We start from the raw sequence: 20,100 nt of genomic DNA on the forward strand, positions 1-20,100 counted from the left end.
GGCCGGTTCCGCGCTCGCCCGGACGGGGGGGGCGGCCGCGGCCCCCCCGCCGCCCCCCCGCGGCGGGCCCCCCCCCCCCCGGACGGCGCACCCCGCACCGGCGTCGCCTCCGGCTATCTCCGCCACGCGGCGGGGAAGCTGGGCGGCGCGCTCGTCTCCCTCTTCGCCGTGCTGGTCACCAGCTTCTTCCTGTTCCGGATCATCCCCGGCGACCCGGTGAAGGCGATGACCCACGGCATCCCCACCTCGGCCGAGCAACTGGCCACCCTGCGCCGCCAGTTCGGCCTCGACCTGCCGCTGTGGCAGCAGTTCGCCGACTACTGCGCCAAGGCGCTCGGCGGCGACCTCGGCACCTCCTTCCAGTTCCGCGCCCCGGTCGGCGAGCTGATCTGGGCGAAGCTGCCCGCGACCCTGCTGCTCACCGGCGTCGCCGTGGTCCTCTACTCGGCGCTCGGGCTGTGGCTCGGCACCCGCTCGGCGTGGCGGCACGGCGGCCTCGGCGACCGGGTGAACACCGGGATCGCGCTCACCCTGTGGTCGGTGCCGTCGTTCTGGCTCGGGCTGCTGCTCATCATCGTCTTCTCGGTGGGCATGGGGCCGATCCCCGGGCTCTTCCCGACCGGCGGCATGGAGTCCGGCACCGGCGAGACCGGCTTCGCGTACGTCCTCGACGTCGCCCACCACCTCGTGCTGCCCGTGGTGACGCTGGTCGCGGTCGGCTACGCGCAGACCCTGCTGGTGATGCGGTCCTCGCTCCTCGACGAGATGGGCGGCGACTATCTGACGACCGCCCGGGCCAAGGGGCTCAAGGACGACGAGGTGCGCCGCCGGCACGCGGTGCCCAACGCGCTGCTGCCGACCGTCACCATGGTCTTCATCAACCTGGGCCATGTGGCCGCCGGTTCGATCCTGGTGGAGACCGTCTTCTCCTGGCCGGGGCTCGGCGGCCTCTTCTACCAGGCGCTCAGCGTGCCCGATCTCCCGCTCGTCCAGGGTCTGTTCGTCGTCTTCGCCGGAGCGATGATCCTGATGAACCTGATCGCCGACCTGCTCTATCCGCTGCTCGACCCCCGGGTGGGCCGATGACCTCTCTCGCATGGGAGCGCCGCAAGGGCTCCGCGGCGCGCTTCTGGACGTCGTACCGGACCCACCGGGCCGGCCTGTACGGGCTCGCCGGCCTCGCCCTGATCGCGCTGCTCGCGCTCACCGCCCCGTGGACCGTCGGCGCCGACGTCCAGTCGGTGACGAACGCGCCGGGCACGGCGCTGGAGCCGCCGAGCGCGGAATTCCCGCTCGGCACCGACCAGTTCGGGCGCTCGCTGCTCGGCCTGCTGATCTGGGGCGCCCGGATCTCGCTGCTCGTCGGGCTGCTCGCGGCCACCCTGTCGGTCGCCATCGGCACCCTCGTCGGGGTCCTCGCGGGCCACTACGGCGGCTGGCTCTCCACGGTCGTCATGCGGATCACCGACTGGTTCCTGGTGATGCCGACGCTGGTCCTGGCGATCGTGCTCGCCACCGTGATGTCCCGGTCGATGTGGACGGTGGTGCTCGCCATCGGCGTCACCTCCTGGCCGACCACCGCCCGGCTCGTCCGGGCGCAGACGATCGCCGTCGAGTCCCGCCCGTACATCGAGCGGGCCACCGCGCTCGGCGGCGGCCACCGGCACGTCATGGCCCGGCACGTGCTGCCGAACGTGATGCCGCTGGTGCTCGCCCAGACCACGCTCGGCATCTCGACCGCGATCCTCACCGAGGCCACCCTCGCCTTCCTCGGCCTCGGCGACCCGACCGTGGTGTCGTGGGGCGGCATGCTCCAGGACGCCCGTGAGGCCGGCGCGGTCTCCTCCGGGCACTGGTGGTACCTGGCCCCGCCCGGGATCGCGATCGCGCTGGTCGCGCTCGCCTTCACGCTCTGCGGCCGGGCCGTCGAGTCCGTGCTCAACCCGAGGCTGGGGGTGGGGCGTTGAGCCTCCTGGAGATCAGGGACCTGCGGGTCACGTACGGTTCCGGGGCCGCGGCCGTACCCGCCGTGCGCGGGGTCGACCTCACCCTGGAGGCCGGGTCGAAGCTGGGGGTGGCCGGCGAGTCCGGCTGCGGGAAGTCGACGCTGGCGCTCGCCCTGCTGCGGCTGCTGCCCGCGACGGCCCGGCTCGACGGGGAGATCCTCCTCGACGGGGAGGACGTCCTCACCATGAAGTGGGGGCGGCTGCGGGCGGTCCGCTGGGCGGGCGCCTCGATCGTCTTCCAGGGCGCCATGCACTCGCTGAACGCGGTGCGCCGGATCGGCGACCAGATCGCGGAGCCGCTGCTCGTGCACCGGCGGGCCACCCCCGCCGAGGCCCGGAAGCGGGTCGCCGCCCTGCTCGAACAGGTCGGCCTGCCCGCCTCCCGGGCCGCCGGCTACCCGCACGAACTGTCCGGCGGACAGCGCCAGCGCGTGATGATCGCGATGGCGCTGGCCTGCGAACCCCGGCTGATCGTCGCCGACGAGCCGACCACCGCCCTCGACGTGATGATCCAGGCGCAGATCCTGCGGCTGATCGAGCGGCTGGTCGCCGAGGAGTCCATCGGACTGATGATGATCAGCCACGACCTGGCGGTGCTCGCCGACACCTGCGACCGGCTCGCCGTCATGTACGCCGGCCGGATCGTCGAGGAGGGACCGGCCGCCGAGGTGTACAAGTGCGCCGCTCACCCCTACGGGCGGGCGCTGTCCTCGGCGTTCCCCCGGATCGGCGACCCGGCCTCGCGGCGGGCGCCGCGCGGCCTCCCGGGCGACCCGCCGGACCCGGCGGCGCTGCCCGCCGGCTGCGCCTTCCACCCCCGCTGCCCGGTGGCGGTGGCGGAGTGCGCCGAGGACGACCAGGAACTGCGGGCGGCGGGCGACGGGCGGCGGGCCGCCTGCGTCCACGTGGGAAGGGACAGCGGATGACCTTGCTCACTGCCAGCGGGGTGCACGTCACCTTCCCGGGGCGGCGGGGCGCGCCGCCCGCCCGGGCCGTCGACGGGGTGGACCTGGAGATCGGCGCGGGCGAGATCGTGGCCCTGGTCGGCGAGTCCGGCTGCGGCAAGACGACCCTGGCCCGGACGCTCCTCGGCCTGGTGAGGCCGCGGGCCGGCACGGTCTCCTTCGCCGGGGAGCCCCTCGCGTACACCTCCCGGGCGCTCAAGGCGTACCGGCGGCGCGCCCAGCTCGTCCTCCAGGACCCGAGCGGCTCCCTCAACCCCCGGCACACCGTGTACGAGGCGGTCGCCGAGGGGCTGCGGATCCACGGCATCCACCGCAGCGGGGCGGACGAGCGCGCGGCGGTCGCGGAGGCCCTCGCCCGGGCCGGGCTGCGGCCGCCCGAGCGGTTCTTCCTGCGCTACCCGCACGAGCTGTCCGGCGGGCAGCGGCAGCGGGTGGTGATCGCCGGGGCGCTGGTCCTGGAGCCCGAACTCATCGTCGCGGACGAGCCGGTGGCCTCCCTGGACGCGTCGGTACGCGGCGAGATCCTGGCGCTGCTGCTCCGGCTGCGCGACGAACTCGGGCTCTCCGCCCTGGTGGTGACGCACGACCTGGGCCTCGCCTGGAACATCGCGGACCGGGTGGCGGTCATGTACCTGGGCCGGGTGGTGGAGACGGGGCCGGTCGAGTCGGTCCTGACGGCGCCCCGGCACCCGTACACCCAGGCCCTGCTGTCGGTGCTCCCCGAGTCGGAGGCGGCGCCGGTGGTGCTGAGCGGGGAGCCGCCGGACCCGGCCCGGATCCCCGGCGGCTGCCGCTTCCACGCCCGCTGCCACGTCCTGGCCTCGGGCACGGCGGCCCCGGTCGCCGACCGCTGCCGGACGGAGTCCCTGCCGGTGCTCCGCGCGGGCGGCGGGGAGCGGGGGGTGGCCTGCCACTGGGCGGCGGCCCGCGAGGACGGCTGCCGCCGGACCGCCCGGCGACCCTGGGGGGCGGCGGGTCGCCGGGCGGTGGTGCGGGGGGGGTCCCGTGGGACCCGTGGATCAGCGGGCCGGCCCGGCTCCCGCCGGGGCCGCGGGCTGGGCGCCCGACGGGGCCTGCGGCTTGGCGCCCACCGGCGCCGCGGGCTTGGCGCCCGAAGGGGCCTGCGGCTTCGCCGCGGACGGTGCGGCCTTCGGCAGCACCTCGCAGGCGGCGATCGAGGTCCGGGTCGAGACCGACTTCACCGTGCAGGTGTCCTTGCCGACGCCCGCGTCGACCATGCCCCAGTGCGGGCCGACCGTGAGGATCGCGCCGGCGGGGCCGCTGATCGTGTCGTCGCCGGGGCCCGCCTGGATGAGGCCGCCGGACTCGGGGCCGAGGCCGGCGGCCTCGATGGTGTCGGCCTCGCTGCCGCCGAGCACCCGGCCGGAGAAGTCGATGACCCCGACCTTGATGGTGTCGGCGCCGTCGTTGCCGGTGACGATGCCGCCGCCCCGGTTGAACTTGCCGGGCGCGCCGCTCACCGAACCGGTGGTGATCTTGTCGTCGCCGTCGTCGCCGTGCACGACGGCCCCGTGCTCGGCGCCCTCGCCGACGACCGTGGCCACCTTGATGACGTCGTTGCCGCGGTTGCCGCGGACCATGCTGGAGGCGTTCTGCGGCACCAGGTGCTTGGCCCGGATGACGTCGTCGCCGTCACCGCCCATCACGGCCGAGTCGATGACCAGCCCGCGCACCTCGATCATGTCGTTGCCGCCGCCGCCCCAGACGGTGACGTTCTCCAGGTCGCTGTCGCAGAAGATGTTGTCGTCGCCGGAGGAGCCGCTGACCATGTCGCCCGGCGGGGCGGCGACCCCGTTGACCCAGCACTGGTGCATCGGCACCCGGGCCGCGCCGGGGGCCGCGGCCTGGGCGGGCGCCCCGGCGAGCGAGGCGGCGGCCGCTCCGGCGAGCAGCGCGGCGAGCGCGACGGGGCCGCGCGGCCGGCGACGGGAGGGCGGTGTGGGGGACATACGACTCTCCTTGGCGGGTGTGTGCGTTGCGGGGTGGTGACCCGCCCGGGTCGGACCGGGCGGGGCTGGACGGTGGCGGCGGGGCGGTCAGGCCCTGCTGCGGGCGTGCTGGAAGCGCGGCGAGTAGCCGACGATCCGGCGGGCGCCGAGCTGCGGTTCGGCGGGGCGGGGGGAGGTGGTCCAGCGGCCCAGGCACATCTCGGCGGTGATGCCGGGGCCGAAGCCGGCGAGGATGCCGCGCGCGCCCTCCGGCTGGCCGCCCTCGTCGAAGAGCCGCCGGACCGCGTCGAGGACGACGGCGCTGGCGATGTTGCCGTACTCCGTGAGCGTCGCCCGGCTGAACCGGAAGGCGTCCGGCGGCACTTCGAGGAAGAGGCTGAGGTCGTCGAGGATCCGCGGCCCGCCCGCGTGGATGATGTAGAAGTCGAGGTTCCCGGCGTCCCAGCCGTGCGCTCCGGCGATCTCGCGGAGCGCGGGGGCGAGCGGCTCCATCGTCGTGGGGACCCGCTTGTCGAGCAGGAAGTGGAAGCCGGTCTCGCGGACGCTGTAGGCGATCCAGTCCTCGGTGTCGGGCACCAGGTGGGAGTTGTTGCGCTCCAGGACGATGCCGGTGCCGCCCCGGCCGCGGACCACGGCGGCGGCGACGGCGTCGCCGAAGAGGCCGTTGGAGAGCAGCGAGCCGACGCCGAGGTCGGTGGGCTGGTAGCAGAGCGAGCAGAACTCGCAGGCCACGATGAGGACGTTGGCGTCCGGGTAGGCGGTGCAGAAGTCGTGCGCCCGGTTGATCGCCGCCCCGCCGGCGGCGCAGCCGAGCTGGGCGATGGGCACCTGCCGGGTGTGGCTGGGGAAACCCATGGTGTTGATCATCCAGGCGGTGAGCGAGGGCATCATGAAGCCCGTGCACGACACGTAGACGATCATGTCGATGTCGGCCGGGCGCAGCCCCGCGTGGCCCAGCGCCTCCTCGACGACGGCGGGCACCCGAGCCTTCGCCTCCGCTTCGTACAGCTCGTTGCGTTCCTGGAAGCCGGGGTGGGCCAGGGTCTTCTCGATGGGTTGCACGATGTGCCGCTTGGCGACGCCGGTGTTGCCGATCAGCCGCAGCGCCAGGGGGAGTTGGGGGTGGTCGGCGTGGCGCGCACGGGCGAGGTCGAGCGTCTCCTCCATCGTGATCACGTGCTCCGGCACGGCCACGGCGGGTTTGCACAAGGTCACCACGGCAGTCGCTCCTTCTTCTCGATCGGCGAACTGCGGCCCACACTCACCCGCTGATCGCGAGCCCGCAACCGCGGGCGTGCCCGGATCGTCACGGTGGGTGAGTACGGGTGTCGGCCGTCCGAGGGGCTGTACGGCCTTCGGCGTGTCGCGTCCGCCCGCCGCCGGGAAGAGCCTCCGCATGACCTCCGAACCGCTGACGTCCGGTCCGCCGGCGTCCGGATCCCCGGCCTCCGGTCACCCGGCGCCCGGATCCGCCCCCACCGGCTGCCCGGCCGCCACCCGTCCGGCCCGCACCTGGTCCGTCGACGACCTGCCCGCGCTCGACTTCGACCCGCTCCTGTCCGAGCTGCTCGCGAAGGAGCCGGTCTCCCGGATCCGGCTGCCGTTCGCCGCCGAGAACGAGGCGTGGCTGGTCACCCGCTACGCCGACGTCCGGGCGGTCACCTCGGATCCGCGGTTCAGCCGGACGGCCCTGCTGGACCGGCAGGTGACGAAGATGACCGGCCACATGGTGGCTTCGAAGGCGGCGCTGAACTATGCCGATCCGCCGTACCACACCCAGCTCCGCAAGGCGGTGACCAGGACCTTCACCGGCCGGGGCGCCCAGCGGCTGCGGCCGCTCGCCCAGGCGGCCTGCGACCGGCTCCTCGACGCCATGGAGGAGGCGGGCCGGCCCGCCGACCTGATGCGGCACCTGCACGGGCCGCTGCCGATGGCGGTGGTCTGCGATCTGCTCGGCATCCCCGAGGAGGACCGGGCCGAGCTGGCGTCCTGGCCGGACCTGATCCTCTCCTCGGGCCCCGGCCCGGAGGGCAGCCGCGCCGCCAAGGCGCAGATCCACGGCTACATCACCCGGCTGCTCGAACAGCGCCGGGCCGAGCCGCGGGAGGACCTGGCCGGGGAGCTGGCCGAGTCCCTGGCGGAGGGCCGGATCAGCGCGGACGAGGCGGTCTCGCTGGCCATGGCGATCCTGATCAGCGGCGCCCACGCGGTCCGCAACAACAGCGCCAACATGGTGTACGTGCTGCTCACCCGCCCGGACCTGGCGGCCCGGCTGCGCGCGGAGCCGGAGCTGCTGCCGCAGGCGGTGGACGAGCTGCTGCGGTGGATCCCGCACCGCAACGGCGTCGGGCTCCCCCGGATCGCGACGGAGGACGTCGAGATCGGCGGGGTCGTGATCCGGGCGGGCGAGGCGGTGTACGCCTCCTACCTGGCGGCCAACCGGGACCCGGAGGTCTTCGCCGACCCCGATGTCCTCGACTTCGACCGCACCGGCATCGGACACGTCTCCTTCGGCCACGGGCCGCACCACTGCATGGGCGCGATGCTGACCCGGATGGAGTCCGAGGTGATGCTCTCGACGCTGCTGGCCCGCTATCCGGAGCTGCGGCTCGCGGGCCGGCCCGAGGACGTGCCCTTCCAGTCCCAGGGCCTGATCCGCGGCCCCCGGGAGCTGTACGTCACCTGGTGACGGGCCCGGGAGGGGTCACTCCCCCGCGGCGTCGTACTCGGCCGTCAGCGCCCGGCTCTTGTCGACGTCGGCGGCCATGGCCACCAGCAGGTCGTCGAGGGTGTCGAACTTCAGCATGCCGCGCACGTAGGCGAGGAAGTCGACGGTGACGTGGAGGCCGTACAGGTCGAGGCCCTCGCGGTCGATCGCGTACGCCTCCACCGTCCGCTCGGTGCCGTCGAACTGCGGGTTGGTGCCGACGGAGATCGCCGCCGGCATCCGCTCGCCGTTCGCCGTCAGCCAGCCGGCGTAGACGCCGTCGGCGGGGATCGCGGTGTGCGGCAGGGTCTCCACGTTGGCCGTGGGGAAGCCCAGCTCGCGGCCGCGCTGCGCGCCGCGCACGACGATGCCCTCGACCCGGTGCGGCCGGCCGAGGATCTCGGCGGCGCCGGTCATGTCGCCCTCGGCGACCAGCCGGCGGGTCAGGGTGGAGGAGAAGGGCTGCCCGCCGCCGGCGGTCCCGCTGACGTACAGGTCGATCACCTCGACCTCGTAGTCGTAGGTGGCGCCCAGCTCGGTGAGGAAGTCCACGTTGCCCGCGGCCCGGTGGCCGAAGCGGAAGTTCGGGCCCTCGATGACGGCCCGGGCGTGCAGCTTGTCGACGAGCACCTTGACGATGAAGTCGGCCGGCGACAGCTGCGAGAACTCGGCGGTGAACGGCAGCACCAGGACCGCGTCCACGCCCAGGGCGGCCATCAGCTCGGCGCGCCGGTGGTGCGGGGCGAGCAGCGGCGGGTGGCTGCCGGGGCGCACCACCTCGGAGGGGTGCGGGTCGAAGGTCACCACGACGGCGGGGACGCCCAGCTCGCGGGCGCGCTCGACGGCCCGCCCGATGATCAGCTGGTGTCCGCGGTGCACACCGTCGTAGGAGCCGATGGTGACGACGCTGCGCCCCCAGTCCTGGGGGATGTCCTCCAAGCCACGCCAGCGCTGCACTGTGACCGCTCCTCGTCCGCCTGTTCGCCCTGTGCGCCCATTACGCAGGTCTAAGACTGCCATGCCCGGGGCCGTCGGTTCGCATCGGCATGGACACTGCCGGGTGCGCGGGGCGCGGGCACGGTCTCCGCGAGCAGGGCGGCGAAGGCCGGGTGGTCGGCGGCGAGGGCGGTGAGCAGCCGGTCGCGGTGGGCGGCGCCGCCCGGGTCGCGGGCGTAGAGGGCGGCGGTACGGGTCAGCAGGGCGTGGCTGCGGGGGCGCGGGCGGCGGGCGGCGCCCTCGGCGGCGGCGGTCAGCAGGGCGTCCGGCACGGTCCGTTCGCCCGGCTCGGCGGCGTAGGTCTCGTGGTCGAGGAGGACGTCGAGGAGTTCGGCGCGCAGATGGCGGGAGGCGCCGGTGCCGGGGGCGGCGAGGACGGGGGCGAGGGCGCGCCGGACGGCGGCGGGCCGGCCGTGGATCAGGCCGACGACCAGCGGGAAGAGCACGGCCCGCGCGGTCGGCCCCTCCTCGAACCGCAGGTCGACGTAGCCGGCGGCGTGGACGGCGCCCTCGGGGTGCCGGGTGACGTAGGCGCGGACGAGGAGGGCGATCCGGCGGGTGAGGGCGGGCGTGTCGACGGCGGCGAGCGCCCGGAGGACGGCGCCGGGGTCGCGGTCCTCGTCCAGCCGGTCGCGGAGGGCGTCGAGGACCGGCCCGGGATGGTCGGGCAGCGCCGCGACGAGCGCGTCGGCCGGCACCCGGGGGTCGGCGACGGCGCGGGCCAGGTAGAGGCCCCGGGTGTGCCGGTCGCGGACGAGGATGCCGAGGGCGGCGGCGTGCAGCGGCCGGTCGCCGGGGCGGGCGAGCAGCGCGCCGGCCGCGTACCGCAGCAGCTCGCGGTCCTGGCCGTGCGGGCCGCGGGTGGCCAGCAGGCTGCCGTACGCGGCGGCGGCGAGCCGCCGCTCCGGGCGCAGGTCGTCGTGGGCCCAGCGGTCCACGGCCCGGCAGAGCGCGGACGGCTCGTCGTCGACGAGCGCGCCGAGCAGTCCCTCGGCGAGCGGGTGGGCGGTGCCGGCCAGCGCCTCGCACAGGTCGTCGGCGGCGGGCCCCCGGTGGGTGTGGAGCAGTTCCTGGGCGGTGGTGGCGACGGTGGCGTACGGCCGCGAGGGCAGCGCCCGTCCGTCGGTGAACCAGCGGCAGAGCAGCGGCTGGATCTCCCGGGGCCGGGCGGCGAGCAGCTCCTCGACGGCGGTGAGGAAGGGCGCGGGGCCGGGGGGCGGCGGGTCGGCGGTGACGAGGCGGCGCAGCAGGTCGAGGCGCTCGTCCTCGCCGACGGCGACCGCCCGCCACCAGTCGGCCCCGAAGGCGTCGAAGGCGTCCGCGCGGGCGGCGCCCTCCCCCGTCCGGTCGGCGAGCCGGCGCAGCACGGGAAGGTAGGGGCGCGGGTCGCCGACCCCGGCGAGGGTGCGGGCGAGCAGGGCGCTCCCCCACCAGACGGCGTCCTCGGGGGTGTCCGGGCCGGCGTCGGCCAGGAAGTCGACGAGGCCGGTCAGCCGGGGTGCCAGGGCGGCGGGCCCGCCCTGCTGGTGGGCGAGCAGCAGCGCGTGGACGACCGTGCCGATCCGGTGCCGGGGCACGGAGAGCCGCGCGGCGCCCGGCTCCGTCCCGGCGCTCCCGCCGGGGTCCGCCGCTGTGTCGCGCCGCCGGCGCCCCCGGGCCCGGCCGGGGTCCGGCGCGGCGGCGGCCGGGGCCGGGGCGTGCGGTTCCGGCCGGTCGGGTCCGTCGGGGTGGGCGTGGACGAGGGTGTCGAGGGCCGTGTCGAGGTCGAGGTGGGCGGCCTGGAGCCAGTCGGCGACCTCCTCGTGGGCGAAGCGGTAGCCGGCGCCTGCCGGGGCGAGCAGGCCCTCGGTGAGGACGGCGGAGGCCCAGCCGTCGCGCCACGGGAAGAGCTCCTCGAAGGAGGCCCGGTCGAGGAGGCCGTGGCCGGGGCCGAGGCAGCGCCGGGCGGCCTCGTGGACCTGGCCGGTGACCCGGGCGGCGAGCCGGCGGACGGCGGGGCCGCCCGGCAGCGGACGGGCTCCGGCGGCGATCCGGACCGCGATCCGCAGGCACATCAGGTCCAGGTGGGCGGTGAAGATCTCGGTCCTGCCGGGCCGGCCGGGCACGTCGCCGGGGAGCGCGGCCCGCACCTCGGCGAGCAGCCGCAGGGCGAGCGGGTGCCGGGCGTCGGCCGGGTCGAGGTCGTCGTCCCCGAGCCCGTACCCCTGGCGTACGGCCCTGGCCTCGGCGTCGGTGAGGTCGCCGAGCGGCAGCACGGCGGGGGCGGCGCTCCAGTGGGCGGCGGCCCGTTCGGCGTACTCGGGGCGGCAGGCGAGGACGAGGCGGGTGCCGTGGGCGCGCAGCCAGCGCTCGGTGGCCCCGGTCCAGTCGGCGAGCCGGTGGCCGAGGAGCGGGGGCATCTCCTCGGGGGCGTCGAGGACGACGAGGAGCGGCCGCCCGGCCGCCCGGGCGAGTCCGGCGGCCCGCTCGGGGGTGACGGGGTCGCCGGCGGTCCCGGAGGCGGCGGCGATCCGGGCGGCCCGGTGCAGCAGCCGCCCGACGGCGTCGGCGACCGAGCCGTCCGTCTCCAGCAGGTCGGCGCCCCGCAGCCGTACGGTCGGCGCGGACGCGCCGCGGGCCGCCCGCTCCTCGCAGAGGGCGCCGAGCAGGGTCGTCCGCCCGCTCCCGGGCTCGCCGACGACGGCGAGCACCGGGACGGCGGCGTCCCCGTCGGCCGGGCCGGGGTCCGGTGCGGCGAAGCGGGTCAGGGTGCCGAGGGCCGCCGGGCGGGCGACCGGGGCGGGCCAGGGGGACGGTTCGCGGGGCGGGAGGGCGGTGGGGGTGGTGAGTTCGAGGACGGCGGCGAGGTTGAGGTCGGGGCCGTAGGCGGGGACGGTGGCCGCGTTCCGGCGCAGGAGGTCGCCCAGGGGGCCGTCGGGGCGGAGCGGGACGGCGTGTCCGGCGGCGCGCGGGTCGCCCTGGAGCGCGGTGCCGACGACGCCGAGGACGGTGCCGGTGGCGCTGTCGAGGACGGGTCCGCCGGCGGCCGGACCGCCGAGCCGGAGGGCCTCGGCGCCCTCGGTGCCGATGGCGAGTTCGAGGGCGTCGGCGAGGACGTGGAAGCGGTCGGTGGCGGTGTACGTGACGGCGGCGGGGCCGAGGACGCGGGCCTCGCGCCAGCCGTGCGCGGCGATCCGGACGTAGGTGCCGGGTTCGACGGCCGCGCGTCCGGCGAGCGGCAGCGGGCGCACGCCCAGGCCCTCGGTGCGGATCAGGGCGAGCCCTTGTTCGGGGAGGGCGGTGACGGCGTCGGCCTCGGCGAGCCAGGTCCGCTCGCCGGGCGCGTGCAGCACGACGCGGGTGAGCCCGTCGACGGCCTCGTGGCTGGTGACGAGGGTGCCCTCGTGGTCGGCGAGGAATCCGGTGCCGCGCGGCCGGCCCGCCAGATCGCAGATGCGCACCAGCCCCACCGGCTCCGCCAGGTCCCCGCGTCCCATGGTGTGGAGGGTAGGTCGGGGCGCTCCCCCGCCCGGCGCGGATCGGCGAACGCGCCCCCTCGTACGCCCCGGGTTCACTCCGAGCGCTTCCCCGATGGGGTGAAGAAACGCGGAAGGGCGGGCGCGCCGCGCGCACCCGCCCCTCGCATGAGGACTCAGCCGAAGACGGCCAGGCTCTTCGCCTTGCCCCGCTGGTCCTCGACCAGCGCGAGCAGCTTCCCGTCCGGCCCGAAGACCGCGACCGGACCCGCCGGGTACTCGGGCATCTCCAGCCGCACCCCGTTGAGCAGCAGCCGGGCTCGCTTCTCGTCGACGTCCCAGCGCGGGAACGCCGCCTCGGCGGCCTCGGCGACCGGCATCACGGTCAGCTCCTCCTGGAGCTGGTCCAGGGTGCGGGCGCTGTCCAGCTTGTACGGGCCCACCCGGGTGCGCCGCAGCGCGGTGAGGTGCCCGCCGACGCCGAGCCCGGCGCCGAGGTCCCGGGCCAGCGCCCGGATGTAGGTGCCGGAGGAGCAGACCACCGAGACGACCAGGTCGACGACGGGCGTGCCGTCCTCGGCGGTCTCCTCGCGCACGTCGTACACCCGGAAGGAGGAGACGGTGACCGGCCGGGCCGGGATCTCGAACTCCTCGCCGCCGCGCACGCGCGCGTAGGACCGCTTGCCGTCGATCTTGATCGCGGAGACCTTCGACGGGACCTGCATGATGGCGCCGGTCAGCTCCGCGACCCCCGCGTCGATCTGCTCGCGGGTGACCTTCGACGCGTCGACCGACGCCGTGATCTCGCCCTCGGCGTCGTCGGTGATCGTGGTCTGGCCCAGGCGGATGGTGCCCAGGTACTCCTTCTCGGTCAGCGCGAGGTGACCGAGGAGCTTGGTGGCCCGCTCCACGCCGAGGACGAGGACGCCCGTGGCCATGGGGTCGAGCGTGCCGGCGTGGCCGACGCGGCGGGTCTTCGCGATCCCGCGCATCTTGGCCACGACGTCGTGCGAGGTGAAGCCCGACGGCTTGTCCACGATGACAAGTCCCTCGGGCGTCGGGGTTGCGTTGCTCATTCGGCGGCTTCGTCCTCGCCCGGCTTCTTGTAGGGGTCGGCGTCGCCCGCGAAGGTGGCGCCCGAGGACGCCTCCCGCACCTGGGCGTCGGAGGCGCGCGCCTTGTCGAGGAGGTCCTCGATGGTCCGCGCGTTCTCCGGGAGGGCGTCGGCCACGAAGGCCAGGGTCGGGGTGAACTTGGTCCCCGCCGCCTTGCCCACGGCCGAGCGGAGGATGCCCTTGGCGCTCTCCAGGCCGGCCGCGGCGCTCGCCCGGTCCTCGTCGTCGCCGTAGACCGTGTAGAAGACCGTGGCCTCCCGCAGGTCACCGGTGACGCGGGTGTCCGTGATGGTCACGTGCGTACCCAGGCGCGGGTCCTTGATGCCGCGCTGCAGCTTCTCGGCGACCACCTCCCGGATGAGGTCCGCCAGCTTCTTCGCCCGCGCGTTGTCGGCCACTGGTCCGTCTCCTTCTTTGCCTTGCTCATTCAGTCTTCATCAGTGTGGAGCCTCCGGCGCACCGAGAGCAGCTCCACCTCCGGCCGCGCGGCGACCAGCCGCTCGCAGCGGTCGAGGACGCCGTTCAGGTGCCCCAGGTCCCCCGACACCATGGCGACGCCGATCTCGGCCCGCCGGTGGAGGTTCTGGCCGCTCACCTCCGCCACGCTCACCGAGAACTTCCGTTGGAGCTCGGCGACGATCGGCTTCACGAGGGAGCGTTTCTCCTTGAGCGAATGGACGTCGCCGAGGAGCAGGTCGAAGGACAGAGTCCCCACATACATGTGTGTCCGGATGTCCCGCCGGTTCGGGGTCAGTGGCCCCGCCCACCGCTGGACGGGAACACCGAAACCGTACACGGAACGGCCGGGGCCGATCGACGGAATAACCTCCGCCGACCGGCCCCGGCACTTCACCGCGTGTTACGCGCGCGGCTTCTCGCGCATCTCGTACGTCGCGATGACGTCGTCGATCTTGATGTCGTTGAAGTTTCCGAGGTTGATACCACCCTCGAAGCCCTCGCGGATCTCGGTGACGTCGTCCTTGAAGCGGCGCAGACCCTCGATGTTGAGGTTCTCGGCGATGACCTTGCCGTCGCGGATGAGGCGCGCCTTGGTGTTGCGCTTGACCTCGCCGGAGCGGATGAGGACACCGGCGATGTTGCCGAGCTTGGAGGAGCGGAAGACCTCGCGGATCTCCGCGGTGCCGAGCTCGACCTCCTCGTACTCCGGCTTGAGCAGACCCTTGAGGGCCGCCTCGATCTCCTCGATCGCCTGGTAGATGACCGAGTAGTACCGGACGTCCACGCCCTCGCGCTCGGCCATCTGCTGCGCACGCCCGGCGGCGCGCACGTTGAAGCCGATCACGATGGCGTCGGAGCCCATCGCCAGGTCGATGTCCGACTCGGTGACGGCACCCACGCCGCGGTGCAGGACGCGGATGTCGACCTCCTCGCCGACGTCCAGCTGGAGCAGGGAGGACTCCAGGGCCTCGACGGAACCAGACGCGTCACCCTTGATGATCAGGTTCAGCTGCTGGATCTCGCCGGCCTTGAGCACCTTGTCCAGGTCCTCGAGGGAGACACGGCGGACGCGCTTGGCGAAGGCCGCGTTCCGCTCGCGGGCGGCACGCTTCTCGGCGATCTGGCGGGCGGTGCGGTCCTCGTCGACGACGAGGAAGTTGTCACCGGCACCCGGGACGTTGGTGAGACCCAGGACGAGGACGGGGGTCGACGGGGTCGCCTCCTCCACGTTGTTGCCCTTGTCGTCGAGCATGGCCCGGACGCGGCCGTACGCGTCGCCGGCGACGATCGTGTCGCCGATGCGCAGCGTTCCGCGCTGGACCAGGACCGTCGAGACGGCGCCGCGACCGCGGTCGAGGTGCGACTCGATGGCGATGCCCTGCGCGTCCTGGTCCGGGTTGGCCCGAAGGTCGAGCGAGGCGTCGGCCGTGAGGATGACGGCCTCCAGCAGGGAGTCGATGTGCAGACCCTGCTTGGCGGAGATGTCGACGAACATGGTGTCGCCGCCGTACTCCTCGGCCACCAGACCGAACTCGGTCAGCTGACCGCGGACCTTGACCGGGTCCGCGCCCTCGACGTCGATCTTGTTGACCGCGACGACGATCGGGACGCCGGCGGCCTTGGCGTGGTTGAGCGCCTCGATCGTCTGCGGCATGACGCCGTCGTTGGCCGCGACCACGAGGATCGCGATGTCGGTCGACTTCGCACCACGGGCACGCATGGCGGTGAACGCCTCGTGACCCGGGGTGTCGATGAAGGTGATGCGACGCTCTTCGTCGTTGACCTGGGTCGAGACCTGGTAGGCACCGATGTGCTGGGTGATGCCACCGGCCTCGCCCGCGACCACGTTGGTCTTGCGGATCGCGTCGAGGAGTCGGGTCTTGCCGTGGTCGACGTGACCCATGACGGTCACGACCGGCGGACGGGAGACCAGGGCCTCTTCGCCGCCCTCGTCCTCGCCGAACTCGATGTCGAAGGACTCGAGCAGCTCGCGGTCCTCCTCCTCCGGGCTGACGACCTGGACGACGTAGTTCATCTCCTCGGCCAGCATGACCAGCGTGTCGTCGGAGACGGACTGCGTGGCCGTGACCATCTCGCCGAGGTTCATCATGACCGCGACGAGCGACGCCGGGTTGGCGCCGATCTTCTCCGCGAAGTCGGTGAGGGACGCACCGCGCGACAGGCGAATGGTCTCGCCGTTGCCGCGAGGCAGCATCACGCCGCCCACGGACGGGGCCTGCATGGCCTCGTACTCCTGGCGCCTCTGCCGCTTCGACTTGCGACCGCGACGCGCGGGACCGCCGGGACGACCGAAGGCGCCCTGCGTGCCACCACGGCCACCCGGGCCGCCGGGACGGCCGCCGAAGCCGCCGGGACGACCGCCGAAGCCGCCGCCACCGCCGCCGGGACCACCCGGACGACCGCCGCCGCCACCCGGACCGCCGGGACGGCCGGCGAAGCCGCCGCCACCGCCGCCGGGACCGGCCGGACGACCGGCGAAGCCGGGACGACCGCCGCCGCCGCCGGGACCGCCCGGACGACCGCCGGGGCCACCGGGGCCACGACCGCCGGGGCCGGGACGCGGGCCGGCAGCGGGACGCTGCGGCATCATGCCCGGGTTCGGACGGTTGCCGCCGGGCGCGCCGCCCGGACGGGGGGCCTGCGGACGGGGCATGCCGCCCGGGGTCGGACGCGGAGCGCCGCCCTGGGGACGCGGGGCACCGCCGGGGCCGCCCTGCGGACGCGGGGCGCCCGGAACGGCACCGGGGCCGCCGGGACGCGGTGCGCCGCCGCCGGGACGGGGCGCCTGCGGGCGCGCCATGCCGGTGGAGCCGCCGGAGGTGAAGGGGTTGTTGCCCGGACGCGGGCCGGCCGGACGCGGGGCGCCCGGACGCGGGGCCTGCTGGCCGGGACGGGGGGCCTGCTGGCCCGGACGCGGCGCGGCCTGGCCCGGACGGGCACCGGTCGGACGCGGGCCGGGGGCGGCACCACCGGGACGCTGACCACCCGCGGCCGGAGCCGCTGGAGGCGCGGTGAACTCCGGGTTGGTCGGAGCCGGGGCGGCGGGCGCCGGCTTGGGCGCGGGAGCCGCGGGCTTCGGACCCGGGGTCGGACGCGGGCCGGGGGCCGGCGTCGAGGGCTTCTCGGCCGCCGCGGGCTTGGGCGCCGGGGTGGGCGCGCCAGGCTTCGGGGCAGCGGGACGTGCGGCGGCGGGCGCCGAAGGCGCCGGCGCGGCCGGCTTGGGGGCGGGCGCCGCCTTGCGGGGCGCTCCGGGCTTGGCAGCGGTCTTGCCGGCGGAACCGCCGGGACCCTGCAAAGCGTCAGTCAACTTGCGCACGACCGGCGCCTCGATCGTCGAGGACGCCGAACGGACGAATTCACCGAGTTCCTGGAGCTTGGCCATGACGACCTTGCTCTCCACACCGAACTCCTTGGCGAGTTCGTATACCCGGACCTTAGCCACTTCGCTCCTTTATAGGTCCGGTTACCGCCGGACCGTCGCTACTTCATGGGCGTACTCATCGCGTACTCATCGAGTGCTCATCGCAATCTCGACCTACTTCCGACTCGCGAGGTACCTGACCGCACGGGGTTCCGTGCCGTACTTCCTGTTCACTGCGGTGCCGCCTGGGCGGCCTGCTCGATGTGCTCCCGCAGTGCCGCCGTGTCGAGCGGCCCCGGGACCTTGAAGGTCCTCGGGAACGCCCGGCGGCGGACCGCCAGGTCGAGACAGTGCAAGGCGGGGTGCACGTACGCACCCCGGCCGGGCAGCGTACCGCGATGATCGGGGACGCACTCGTCCTTGTTCATCACGATCCGCAGCAGTTCGCTCTTGGCCGCTCGCTCCCGGCATCCCACACAGGTTCGCTCAGGGCACGCGCGGGCATGCGTCCGGCCAGACACGATTAAGTCTACCTCCCCGTACCGACCTCACCCGTTTGGGGCAAAAATCGAACAGCTGTTGGCCAAAAACGATCTCCGGCTTGCGGCGGCGCCGCTCAGCCCTCTTCGGCCACCGTCTCGGTGTCCGGCCGGATGTCGATCCGCCAGCCGGTGAGCCGCGCGGCGAGGCGGGCGTTCTGCCCCTCCTTGCCGATGGCCAGGGAGAGCTGGTAGTCGGGGACCGTCACCCGGGCGGACCGGGCGGCGGCGTCGACGACCTCGACCTTGGAGACCCGGGCCGGGGAGAGCGCGTTCGCCACCATCTCGGCCGGGTCGTCCGACCAGTCGACGATGTCGATCTTCTCGCCGAGCAGCTCCGCCATCACGTTCCGGACGCGGCTGCCCATCGGGCCGATGCAGGCGCCCTTGGCGTTCAGGCCCGAACGGGTGGAACGGACCGCGATCTTGGTGCGGTGACCGGCCTCACGGGCGATCGCCGAGATCTCGACCGAACCGTCGGCGATCTCCGGCACCTCCAGGGCGAAGAGCTTCTTCACCAGATTGGGGTGGGTGCGCGAGAGGGTGACGGACGGACCGCGGACACCCTTGGCCACCCGGACGACGTACGTGCGCAGCCGCAGGCCGTGCGTGTAGTCCTCGCCCGGCACCTGCTCCTGCACCGGCAGGATGGCCTCCAGCTTGTCGTCCAGCTTGACGAGGACGTTCTTCGGGTCCTTGCCCTGCTGCACCACGCCGGCGACGACATCGCCCTCGCGGCGGGCGTACTCGCCGAAGGTGACGTCGTTCTCGGCGTCGCGCAGCCGCTGCTGGATGACCTGGCGGGCGGTGCTCGCCGCGATGCGGCCGAAGTCCGACGGGGTGTCGTCGAACTCCTTGGGCTCCTGCCCCTCCTCCAGGTCGGCCGGGTCCTCCTCGGCCCACACCGTCACGTGACCGGTGTGCCGGTCCAGCTCCACGCGCGCGTGGCGGCGGGCGGACGGGGTGCGGTGGTACGCGATGAGGAGGGCCGACTCGATCGCCTCGACCAGCATCTCGAAGGAGATTTCCTTCTCCTGCGCCAAGCCCTTCAGAAGCTTCACGTCGATGTCCACGGCTACGCCTCCTCTTCCTTCTTGTCCTTGCGGTTGAACTCGATCTCGACACGCGCCTTGGCGATCTCGGCGAACTCCACGCGGCGGGCGGTGGCCTTGCGGCCCTTCACGCCCGGGACCTCGGTGTCGAGGCCGTCCTCGTCCACCGCCAGGATGCGGGTGACCAGGTCCCCGCCCTCGACGAGCTGGAGCTTCACCAGCCGGCCGGTGGCCCGGACGTAGTGGCGGTGCTCGGAGAGCGGACGGTCGGCGCCGGGCGAGCTGACCTCCAGGACGTACTCGCCGTCGCCCATGGCGTCGGTCTCGTCCAGCTTCGCGGAGATCGCGCGGCTCAGTTCCGCGCAGGCGTCCAGCTCGACGCCCTCTTCGGAGTCGACGACGATCCTCAGCAGTCCGCGGCGGCCGGCCCGGGACACCTCGATCTCCTCCAGATCCAGGTTCTCCGCGTGGACGAGCGGCTCAATGAGTCCGCGCAGCCTGTCGCTCTGGGTGGTGCTCATCCGGGTGACTCCTCGGCCGCGTGTGCTGTTGTGGGTACGTCGCTTGTCGCTGCGTGTCGGATCAAGGGTATCCGGTCCCGGAGGGTGTTGCCGTCCACGGCAGGGGCCCCCGCGGGTACGCTCGCCTGCGGTGATCTTCGAAGGGCGGCCGGGAGGGGTCCTGAATGCTGAGGGAGAGAGCGTGACGACGACGGGCAGACGCGCCGTGCTCGTGGCGGGGGCCTCGGCCGCCGCGGCGGCCCTGACGGGCTGCACCTCCGACGGCGCGGGCCCGCGCCGCCCGAGCGCCGCGGAGGAGGCGGCGGCCCGCGAGGCCGAACGGGTGGCCCGCGCCGAGGCCGCCCTCCGCCGCCGCGCGGTGACCGCCTCGCGGACCCTGCTGGAACGTTACGACGCCACCCTGGCCGCCCATCCCGCCCTGCACGCGCGCGTGGCCCCCCTCCGGGCCTCCGCCGCGGCCCACGTGAGCGCCCTCGGCGAGGGCGACCGCCCGACCCCCGGCTCCCCGTCCGGGACCCCGAGCACGGGCACGGACGCCGCCTCCGCCGCGCCGAGCACGGGCACGGGCACGGGCACGGGCGCCGCCCCGGCCGTGTCGGGCGACCCGAAGGCCGCGCTGCGGGAGCTGGCGGGGGCGGCGCGGGCCGCGTCCGACGCGCACACGGCCGAGCTGCTCGCCGCGCCGCCCGAGTACGCCCGGCTGCTCGCCTCCGTGGCCGCCGCCGGCGCCGCCCACGCCTACCTCCTCACCGAAGGGGCCCGCGCATGAGCGCCCTCCAGGCCGCCCAGGCCGCCCTCGCCGCCGAGCACGCGGCGGTGTACGGCTACGGGGTCGTCGGCGGCCGGGTCGCCGAGGACCGCCGGGCCGAGGCCACCGCCGCCTACCAGGCGCACCGGGCCCGCCGGGACGCGCTGCGCCGCACCGTCCGCGAC

General features: G+C 74.6%; 17 protein-coding genes and 1 pseudogene. 7 read left to right on the forward strand and 11 right to left on the reverse strand.

The annotated features are described in order from the left end of the window. Positions 1-138: 138 nt before the first annotated feature. From ACFW1I_RS30750 to ACFW1I_RS30765, 4 genes and pseudogenes are all read left to right on the forward strand, one after another. Entirely contained in the window at positions 139-1,086 is a 948-nt protein-coding gene (locus ACFW1I_RS30750; RefSeq protein ID WP_384676083.1) for an ABC transporter permease, read from the forward strand. Further along, positions 1,083-1,967 carry an ABC transporter permease gene (locus ACFW1I_RS30755; protein WP_384676052.1) on the forward strand — a complete coding sequence of 295 codons (885 nt, stop codon included), beginning with the start codon at positions 1,083-1,085 and terminating at the stop codon, positions 1,965-1,967. The genes ACFW1I_RS30750 and ACFW1I_RS30755 overlap by 4 nt, the downstream gene beginning before the upstream one ends. Next, a complete protein-coding gene (locus tag ACFW1I_RS30760; RefSeq protein WP_384676054.1) occupies positions 1,964-2,932 on the forward strand; it encodes an ABC transporter ATP-binding protein in 969 nt (322 codons plus the stop codon). The genes ACFW1I_RS30755 and ACFW1I_RS30760 overlap by 4 nt, the downstream gene beginning before the upstream one ends. Beyond that, positions 2,929-3,900: pseudogene (locus ACFW1I_RS30765) on the forward strand (ABC transporter ATP-binding protein); the annotation flags it as partial. The gene ACFW1I_RS30760 and the pseudogene ACFW1I_RS30765, both read left to right, overlap by 4 nt. Before the next feature lie 90 nt (positions 3,901-3,990). On the opposite strand, the gene ACFW1I_RS30770 reads toward ACFW1I_RS30765, so the two are convergent. Together ACFW1I_RS30770 and ACFW1I_RS30775 are read right to left on the reverse strand one after the other, a co-directional pair. Then, positions 3,991-4,941, reverse strand: a complete 951-nt coding sequence (locus ACFW1I_RS30770; RefSeq protein ID WP_384676056.1) for a hypothetical protein — start codon at positions 4,939-4,941, stop codon at positions 3,991-3,993. An 87-nt stretch (positions 4,942-5,028) separates the two neighbouring features. Beyond that, positions 5,029-6,159, reverse strand: coding sequence for a type III polyketide synthase (locus ACFW1I_RS30775; RefSeq protein WP_384676059.1), 1,131 nt, complete (start codon positions 6,157-6,159; stop codon positions 5,029-5,031). A gap of 178 nt (positions 6,160-6,337) precedes the next feature. Between ACFW1I_RS30775 and ACFW1I_RS30780 the strand changes: the two genes are divergently transcribed. Next, on the forward strand, positions 6,338-7,630 hold the full coding sequence (locus tag ACFW1I_RS30780) for a cytochrome P450 (RefSeq protein ID WP_384676061.1): 1,293 nt from the start codon (positions 6,338-6,340) through the stop codon (positions 7,628-7,630). A gap of 15 nt (positions 7,631-7,645) precedes the next feature. Here the strand turns inward: ACFW1I_RS30780 and ACFW1I_RS30785 are convergent, their stop codons facing one another. The 9 genes from ACFW1I_RS30785 to rimP form a co-directional block, all read right to left on the reverse strand. Further along, entirely contained in the window at positions 7,646-8,605 is a 960-nt protein-coding gene (locus ACFW1I_RS30785) for a bifunctional riboflavin kinase/FAD synthetase (protein WP_384676063.1), read from the reverse strand. Between the two features lie 50 nt (positions 8,606-8,655). Further along, positions 8,656-12,120 (reverse strand): trypsin-like peptidase domain-containing protein, encoded by a 3,465-nt coding sequence (locus ACFW1I_RS30790; RefSeq protein WP_384676065.1) that lies wholly within the window; start codon positions 12,118-12,120, stop codon positions 8,656-8,658. Between the two features lie 155 nt (positions 12,121-12,275). Next, positions 12,276-13,175, reverse strand: coding sequence for a tRNA pseudouridine(55) synthase TruB (truB, locus tag ACFW1I_RS30795; protein ID WP_384676067.1), 900 nt, complete (start codon positions 13,173-13,175; stop codon positions 12,276-12,278). After that, the gene (rbfA, locus tag ACFW1I_RS30800) at positions 13,172-13,612 is read right to left on the reverse strand and encodes a 30S ribosome-binding factor RbfA (protein WP_319011229.1); all 441 of its coding nucleotides are present in this window, start codon (positions 13,610-13,612) and stop codon (positions 13,172-13,174) included. Before rbfA ends, truB begins: the two co-directional genes overlap by 4 nt. 29 nt (positions 13,613-13,641) lie before the next feature. Further along, positions 13,642-13,935: a DUF503 domain-containing protein gene (locus tag ACFW1I_RS30805; protein WP_031008504.1), complete on the reverse strand. Its 294-nt coding sequence runs from the start codon at positions 13,933-13,935 to the stop codon at positions 13,642-13,644. Positions 13,936-14,073: 138 nt separating this feature from the next. Beyond that, positions 14,074-17,136: a translation initiation factor IF-2 gene (infB, locus tag ACFW1I_RS30810; RefSeq protein WP_384676070.1), complete on the reverse strand. Its 3,063-nt coding sequence runs from the start codon at positions 17,134-17,136 to the stop codon at positions 14,074-14,076. A 149-nt stretch (positions 17,137-17,285) separates the two neighbouring features. Further along, entirely contained in the window at positions 17,286-17,576 is a 291-nt protein-coding gene (locus tag ACFW1I_RS30815) for a YlxR family protein (protein WP_384676073.1), read from the reverse strand. Between the two features lie 95 nt (positions 17,577-17,671). Further along, on the reverse strand, positions 17,672-18,667 hold the full coding sequence (nusA, locus tag ACFW1I_RS30820) for a transcription termination factor NusA (RefSeq protein ID WP_384676075.1): 996 nt from the start codon (positions 18,665-18,667) through the stop codon (positions 17,672-17,674). Between the two features lie 2 nt (positions 18,668-18,669). Continuing rightward, positions 18,670-19,167, reverse strand: coding sequence for a ribosome maturation factor RimP (gene rimP / locus ACFW1I_RS30825; RefSeq protein ID WP_384676077.1), 498 nt, complete (start codon positions 19,165-19,167; stop codon positions 18,670-18,672). Between the two features lie 181 nt (positions 19,168-19,348). On the opposite strand from rimP, the gene ACFW1I_RS30830 reads away from it, so the two are divergent. Both ACFW1I_RS30830 and ACFW1I_RS30835 read left to right on the forward strand, forming a co-directional pair. Next, entirely contained in the window at positions 19,349-19,936 is a 588-nt protein-coding gene (locus ACFW1I_RS30830) for a hypothetical protein (RefSeq protein ID WP_384676079.1), read from the forward strand. Beyond that, on the forward strand, positions 19,933-20,100 hold a 168-nt coding region (locus ACFW1I_RS30835), incomplete at its 3' end, for a DUF4439 domain-containing protein (protein ID WP_384676085.1). The genes ACFW1I_RS30830 and ACFW1I_RS30835, both read left to right, overlap by 4 nt.

The sequence above is a fragment of the Streptomyces sp. NPDC058955 genome (assembly GCF_042741435.1).
In the GTDB taxonomy this organism is placed as follows: domain Bacteria; phylum Actinomycetota; class Actinomycetes; order Streptomycetales; family Streptomycetaceae; genus Streptomyces.

What these genes read in the sequence shown, in the direction of transcription:
- rimP (WP_384676077.1), bottom strand. Translation starts at nt 19,167, where the DNA reads ATGAGCACCACCCAGAGCGACAGGCTGCGCGGACTCATTGAGCCGCTC.
- ACFW1I_RS30805 (WP_031008504.1), bottom strand. Translation starts at nt 13,935, where the DNA reads ATGTATGTGGGGACTCTGTCCTTCGACCTGCTCCTCGGCGACGTCCAT.
- ACFW1I_RS30790 (WP_384676065.1), bottom strand. Translation starts at nt 12,120, where the DNA reads ATGGGACGCGGGGACCTGGCGGAGCCGGTGGGGCTGGTGCGCATCTGC.
- ACFW1I_RS30780 (WP_384676061.1), top strand. Translation starts at nt 6,338, where the DNA reads ATGACCTCCGAACCGCTGACGTCCGGTCCGCCGGCGTCCGGATCCCCG.
- truB (WP_384676067.1), bottom strand. Translation starts at nt 13,175, where the DNA reads ATGAGCAACGCAACCCCGACGCCCGAGGGACTTGTCATCGTGGACAAG.
- ACFW1I_RS30755 (WP_384676052.1), top strand. Translation starts at nt 1,083, where the DNA reads ATGACCTCTCTCGCATGGGAGCGCCGCAAGGGCTCCGCGGCGCGCTTC.
- ACFW1I_RS30770 (WP_384676056.1), bottom strand. Translation starts at nt 4,941, where the DNA reads ATGTCCCCCACACCGCCCTCCCGTCGCCGGCCGCGCGGCCCCGTCGCG.